Origin of the sequence: Cupriavidus sp. HPC(L) (assembly GCF_000307735.3) — a bacterium.
Classification (GTDB): domain Bacteria; phylum Pseudomonadota; class Gammaproteobacteria; order Burkholderiales; family Burkholderiaceae; genus Cupriavidus.
The window spans coordinates 1-4,573 of sequence record NZ_AMPR02000227.1 but is presented as its reverse complement, the minus strand read 5'-3'; the positions used below and the strand labels follow the sequence as shown (position 1 = coordinate 4,573).

Sequence of the window (4,573 nt, the reverse complement as noted above, 5' to 3'; positions counted from 1 at the left end):
GAACAGCCGCCATACGCGGCGCGGCAGGCTGTGCCGCGGATCGATGCCAAGACGCTCGGCACCGCGCTGCGACAGCCAGGCCGCGAACTCGGCCGGCCAATCGCGCTTGCCGCGGCGCGCCGGGCGGAAGAACAGGCGCACCAGCCAGTCGCCGCGCGCGGGCTGCTCGCCAAGATCCAGTCCTTGGGCCAGCGCGGCACGCAGCCGCAAGGTCAGGTCGAGCAGCACGCCGAGAATCATCCGCGCGCCCCAGCGTGTTGCGCGGCGCCGGTCGCGGCCGCGATCCATTGCGACAGCCAGGCCGCGATGCCCTGCAGATCGTGCGCGGCCTGCGAATGCGGCATCGCGCGGCAGAAGTTCTCGCCGCGCGCCAGCGCTTCGGGCAGGCCGTGATCCAGATGGACCTGATAGGGCAGCAGCCGCTCGCGCAGCCGGGTGCGCAGCAGCGCCAGCACGTCGCCATGCAGCTGGCGCGCCGGCTGGACCCGCGTTGCGACGACGCGGTAGGGCAGGCCGATCCGTTCCAGCGCGTGCTGCAGTCGCGGCAGCGTGGCGCAGACTTCCGGCTCGGGCGGCCCCAGCACCAGCGCCAGATCGGCGGCGGCAAGCGCCTGCGCGGCATGCGGGGCTGGCCAGGCCGGCGTGTCGATCAGCACGATGCCGTCGTCTGGCAGGTCGACCTGCGCCAGCAGCGTGCGCAGCCAGTGCGGCCGCTCGAGCAGGCATCGCGTGGCGGCGGCCTCGGCGTCGGCGTCGGCATTGGCATTGGCATTGGCATTGGCATTGGCGCCACGGTCATTGCGATCGGCGCCGCCATGCACACCATCGGCCTGACCCCACGGCAGCAGCAGCACGTCGTCGTCGCTGCGCAGCGCCGCTGTGGCCCAGTCGCTCGCCGAGGGCCGCAAGGCCGCGTCGACCAGCCCGCGTTCGACGGGCTCGCGCAGGCCGAAATGCAGGCCCAGCAGATTGCGCGGATCGCACTCGAGCGCCAGCACGGCATGTCCGCGCCCGGCCAGCAGCGAGGCGAGCGCGGCGGTCATCGTGCTGCGGCCGGCGCCGCCGACCGGCGCGACGATGGCGATCGTCTTCATCGCGTGCCGTCCTTCGGCGCCTGCCACCGCTTGCCGCGGATCACGATGCCTTCGAGTTGGGGTGGCAGCCGCACCGCGCGGCGCTGCCTGGGTTGGAACCAGCGCGGCATCGCGCGCATCAGGTCCAGCTTCCAGATCAGCCAGGCGACGGGCGCGGCCAGGATCAGGCCCCAGATGAAATATCCGATGAAGACGCGCATGGCGAGGCTATTCCCTGGCTTTGAGCGGCACCGCGGCCGGCGTCGGCGCGGTGCGGGGTTTGGGGTGCGAGGCGCCGTGAGCCGATGCGGGCGGCCGCAGTACGTCCAACGGAGACAGCAGCGGCAGTGCGGGCCTGGCGCGTCCGGAGGACGGAACAGCGGCCGGCGCGGGCGCGGCTTCGTCTACTGGCATCGAGGACGTCGGCGAGCGTTCCGCCTCGGCTTCCGCCGCCTGATCGTTCGCCTGTCCGTTCGCCTGTCCGTTCGCTTGCTCGCGCGCCTGCAGCCAGCCGCTGTAATCGGGCAGCGCTTGCTCCTGCGCCTGCTGCGCGAACGCGTTCAGCGCGGCTTCGATGGTCGGCGCGTCGCCGCAGCGCAGCTCGCCCGAGAACAGCGCCTCCAGCGGCCGCTGGAACACGCGCCGGCAGACCGCGTCGGCGTCGTCGAGCCGGCAGGCGAAGAAGAACACATAGACGCTGTCGCCGTCCGCGCTGCAGATATCGCCGGTGCGGTTCATCCGGCAGGCGCGCAGCGCGTCGATATGCGCGACCTCTGGCAGCAGCGTGAGGCGCAGCAGCACATGCGGCAGCCGGATCGTGCGGCCCTGTTCGACCGCGCCGCGCACCGTGTCGATGAACTCGGCCGGCGGCACATAGCCGATCGCCGAGCCGGTCAGCACCGCCGATAGCGCGGTGCGGTAGTCCGCCGGCAGCGGGCGCGAGAACACCTGGCCCTGCACGCCTTCGAGCATCGCCTGGACACGCGCGAACGGTGTGCGCCGCGCGACCACCAGATTGGCGCCGAGATTGAGCAGCAGCAACTCGTAGTGCTGCCGCATCGCCTCCTGGTCCTCGCGCACCACGATCTTCAGCGCGCTGCCGCGCGTGCGCCGCAGCCGGTGCACCTGTTCGGCCAGCGTCTCGAAGGCGCGGTTGCCGTGGTAGTGCAGCAGCACGGTCGCCGCCACCGCGCCGCTGGCGCTCGCCACCGCGGCCTCGTTGCTGTCGACCAGCTGCCAGGACTCGGGCACCCAGCGCTCGTGCGCGACCGCATCGCGGCAGACGATCACGCGGTGTTCGTCCGGCGCCAGCAGGCCGGCCGCCGCGGCATCGCCGCCTTCGCCTTCCGCGCCGGCGCCGCTGACCATCAGCCGGTGCTCGTCGGCGGCGAAGCGCAGCGGCAGCGAGCGGCTGGCGAGCACCGCCTCGCGATCGCGCCAGAACGCGACCTCCCAGGTGAACTGGCCTTGCACCTGCGCCAGATGCGCGGCGCCGGCAAAGCGCGCGTGCAGGCTGCCCAGATCGGCGGGCCGCCGGGTCTCGTCGATATCGTCGGTCGGCGGGGCGAGCACCAGCAGCAGCGACAGCCGTTCGCGCACGCACCACGCCGCCAGCCGCGCGCCTTCGCGCGACAGGCGCGCGCCGTCGTCCCACGAAAAGCACGCTTCGGCGCCCTCGACCATCACCACGCTGTGGCGGGCCGCGCATTGGTCGGCCAGGGCCTGCAGCGCATCGATCAGCGTGTCGATGTCGGCGCCGCGCTCGTCCACGCGCAGCCCGCACAGATTGGCGCGATGATGCAGCGCGCCGCCGACGTCGATATCGAGCCCGTGCTCGCGCAGCGCCTGCGCGATGCCGTCGGCCGGACGGGCGGACAGCACCGTGGCCGGACCGCGCAGCGCGGTGGCGGCGGTCTGCCAGAACAGCGCATCGCGCGCCGGCGACGGCGCGGCATAGACGATATGCGCATGGCCAGGCGCCAGCGTGGCCAGTTCGGCCGGCAGGCCGTCGATCGCCAGCGCGGGACGTGCCTGCAGCCGCGCGAACAGCGCCGAGCGCGGCGGCGCGGGCGCGGTCGATGCAGCGGAGTGCGGGGTCAGCGAAGTGGTGGCGGGCCTCGTCGATGGGTTCATGATGCGTCGATCCGATCTAGTACGAGGAATACGGCCGCACCGGCTCGGGCGGGAAGGGCACCGGTCCGCGTTGCGGTTCGAAGTGATAGCGCAGATAGGCGATCGCGCGATTGGGCGCGTAGTCGCGCGAACGGTCGATCTGCAGCGCCATGCCGGCGACCCACTTCGGCGCGAAGCGATATTCGACCGCGGCCAGCGCGGTATAGCTGAAGCCGCCGCCGCTGCCGCCGCGGAACGACCGATTGCCAGCCAGGGCCTGCAGGTCCGGCCGGGTCGGATAGAACGGCATGTCCTTCTCGTAGGTATCCGACCAGCCGGCCGAGCCGCCCAGCCGCCACGACCAGGCGCCGCGCCGCCCGGTCCATTCGAGCGGCACCGACAGCGACAGATAGCGCTGCGGGCTGTAATAGCCGCCATGGCCGAAGGTGTAGTAGCGCAGGTTTTCCTGATAGCGCCAGTAATTGACCACCAGGCCGCTGGTCACGCGCTGGTTGCGCGCCTGCAGCAGCGGCCAGTCGAAGCCGGCGCGTACCGTCAACTCGCGATTGGTGCGGACGTTATGCCCGGTCAGCACGCCGGCGCCGACGGTGGCGAACAGGCTGCCGCGGCCGACATCGTGCGAATAGCCGAGCGTGATGCCGTTGCGCACCACGCCGCCCCAGCGTTCGCCGCTGGCCGGATCGATCGCGCCCGCGTAGGAAATCAGGCTGCTGGTCACCGCGCGGCGCGATACGTCGATGGTGGCCGCGGCGCGGTTCAGTTCGGCGCGATAGCGCAAGCCGCCGACCACGGACTGCTGCAGGAAGCCGAGCGGCGTCGTGCCGAGGTCGGCGCGCCAACTGTCGTAGGCGCCGTTGTACGCATAGCCGGCGGCCAGTGCCACGCCCTTGTCGCTTTGCCCGCGCGGCGCGATGCCGGCGCTGCCGCGCGCGGCGATCTGGCCGAACTCTTCGGCGCCGCTGGCGTCCATGCGCAGCGTGCCGGCATCGAGCAGCACGGTGTCGGCGTGGAAGAACACGTGGCCGGTGTAGCCATGCGGCATCCGCACGTACAGCGGGATTTCGGTCGCACTCAGTTCCGAGATGCCGCTGTCGCCGGACTTGCGCGAGAACAACGTGACGCTGGCGAGGCTGGCCGAGCGCGCGGGACGCAACGACGAGGCGCTGCGCATCGTGCGCGACGTGCTGGCCGGCGCGGCGGACGACGATATCGATACGCGGCTGTCGGCAGCGCGGCGGCTGACGGCGCTGCGCCGCGACGATGAAGCGGCCGCGGTGGTCGACCCCCTGCGCCAGCGCTATCCCGAGCGCGCGGATATCGTCGTGCAGCAGGGACGGATCGCGCAGTCCGGCGGCCGCTTCGACGAC

Annotated in this window: 6 protein-coding genes; 1 reads left to right on the top strand and 5 read right to left on the bottom strand. The window is 72.1% G+C overall.

Features of this window, described 5'->3' with window-relative positions:
* From B551_RS14150 to B551_RS14130, 5 genes are all read right to left on the bottom strand, one after another.
* The coding region (locus B551_RS14150; protein WP_157071984.1) for a hypothetical protein at positions 1 to 240 on the bottom strand (240 nt) is incomplete at its 3' end.
* Positions 237 to 1,094 (bottom strand): cellulose biosynthesis protein BcsQ, encoded by an 858-nt coding sequence (gene bcsQ / locus B551_RS14145; protein WP_006580056.1) that lies wholly within the window; start codon positions 1,092 to 1,094, stop codon positions 237 to 239. The genes bcsQ and B551_RS14150, both read right to left, overlap by 4 nt.
* Positions 1,091 to 1,294 (bottom strand): hypothetical protein, encoded by a 204-nt coding sequence (locus tag B551_RS14140; protein WP_006580055.1) that lies wholly within the window; start codon positions 1,292 to 1,294, stop codon positions 1,091 to 1,093. The genes bcsQ and B551_RS14140 overlap by 4 nt, the downstream gene beginning before the upstream one ends.
* Before the next feature lie 7 nt (positions 1,295 to 1,301).
* Complete coding sequence (gene bcsE, locus B551_RS14135) at positions 1,302 to 3,206, bottom strand: cellulose biosynthesis protein BcsE (protein ID WP_023264357.1); 1,905 nt, start codon at positions 3,204 to 3,206, stop codon at positions 1,302 to 1,304.
* Between the two features lie 16 nt (positions 3,207 to 3,222).
* On the bottom strand, positions 3,223 to 4,320 hold the full coding sequence (locus tag B551_RS14130; RefSeq protein WP_253281362.1) for a cellulose synthase subunit BcsC-related outer membrane protein: 1,098 nt from the start codon (positions 4,318 to 4,320) through the stop codon (positions 3,223 to 3,225).
* On the opposite strand from B551_RS14130, the gene B551_RS14125 reads away from it, so the two are divergent.
* Positions 4,289 to 4,573 (top strand): hypothetical protein (locus B551_RS14125; RefSeq protein ID WP_253281361.1); only part of this gene is annotated, 285 nt, incomplete at its 3' end. The two genes, B551_RS14130 and B551_RS14125, sit on opposite strands and share 32 nt — an antisense overlap.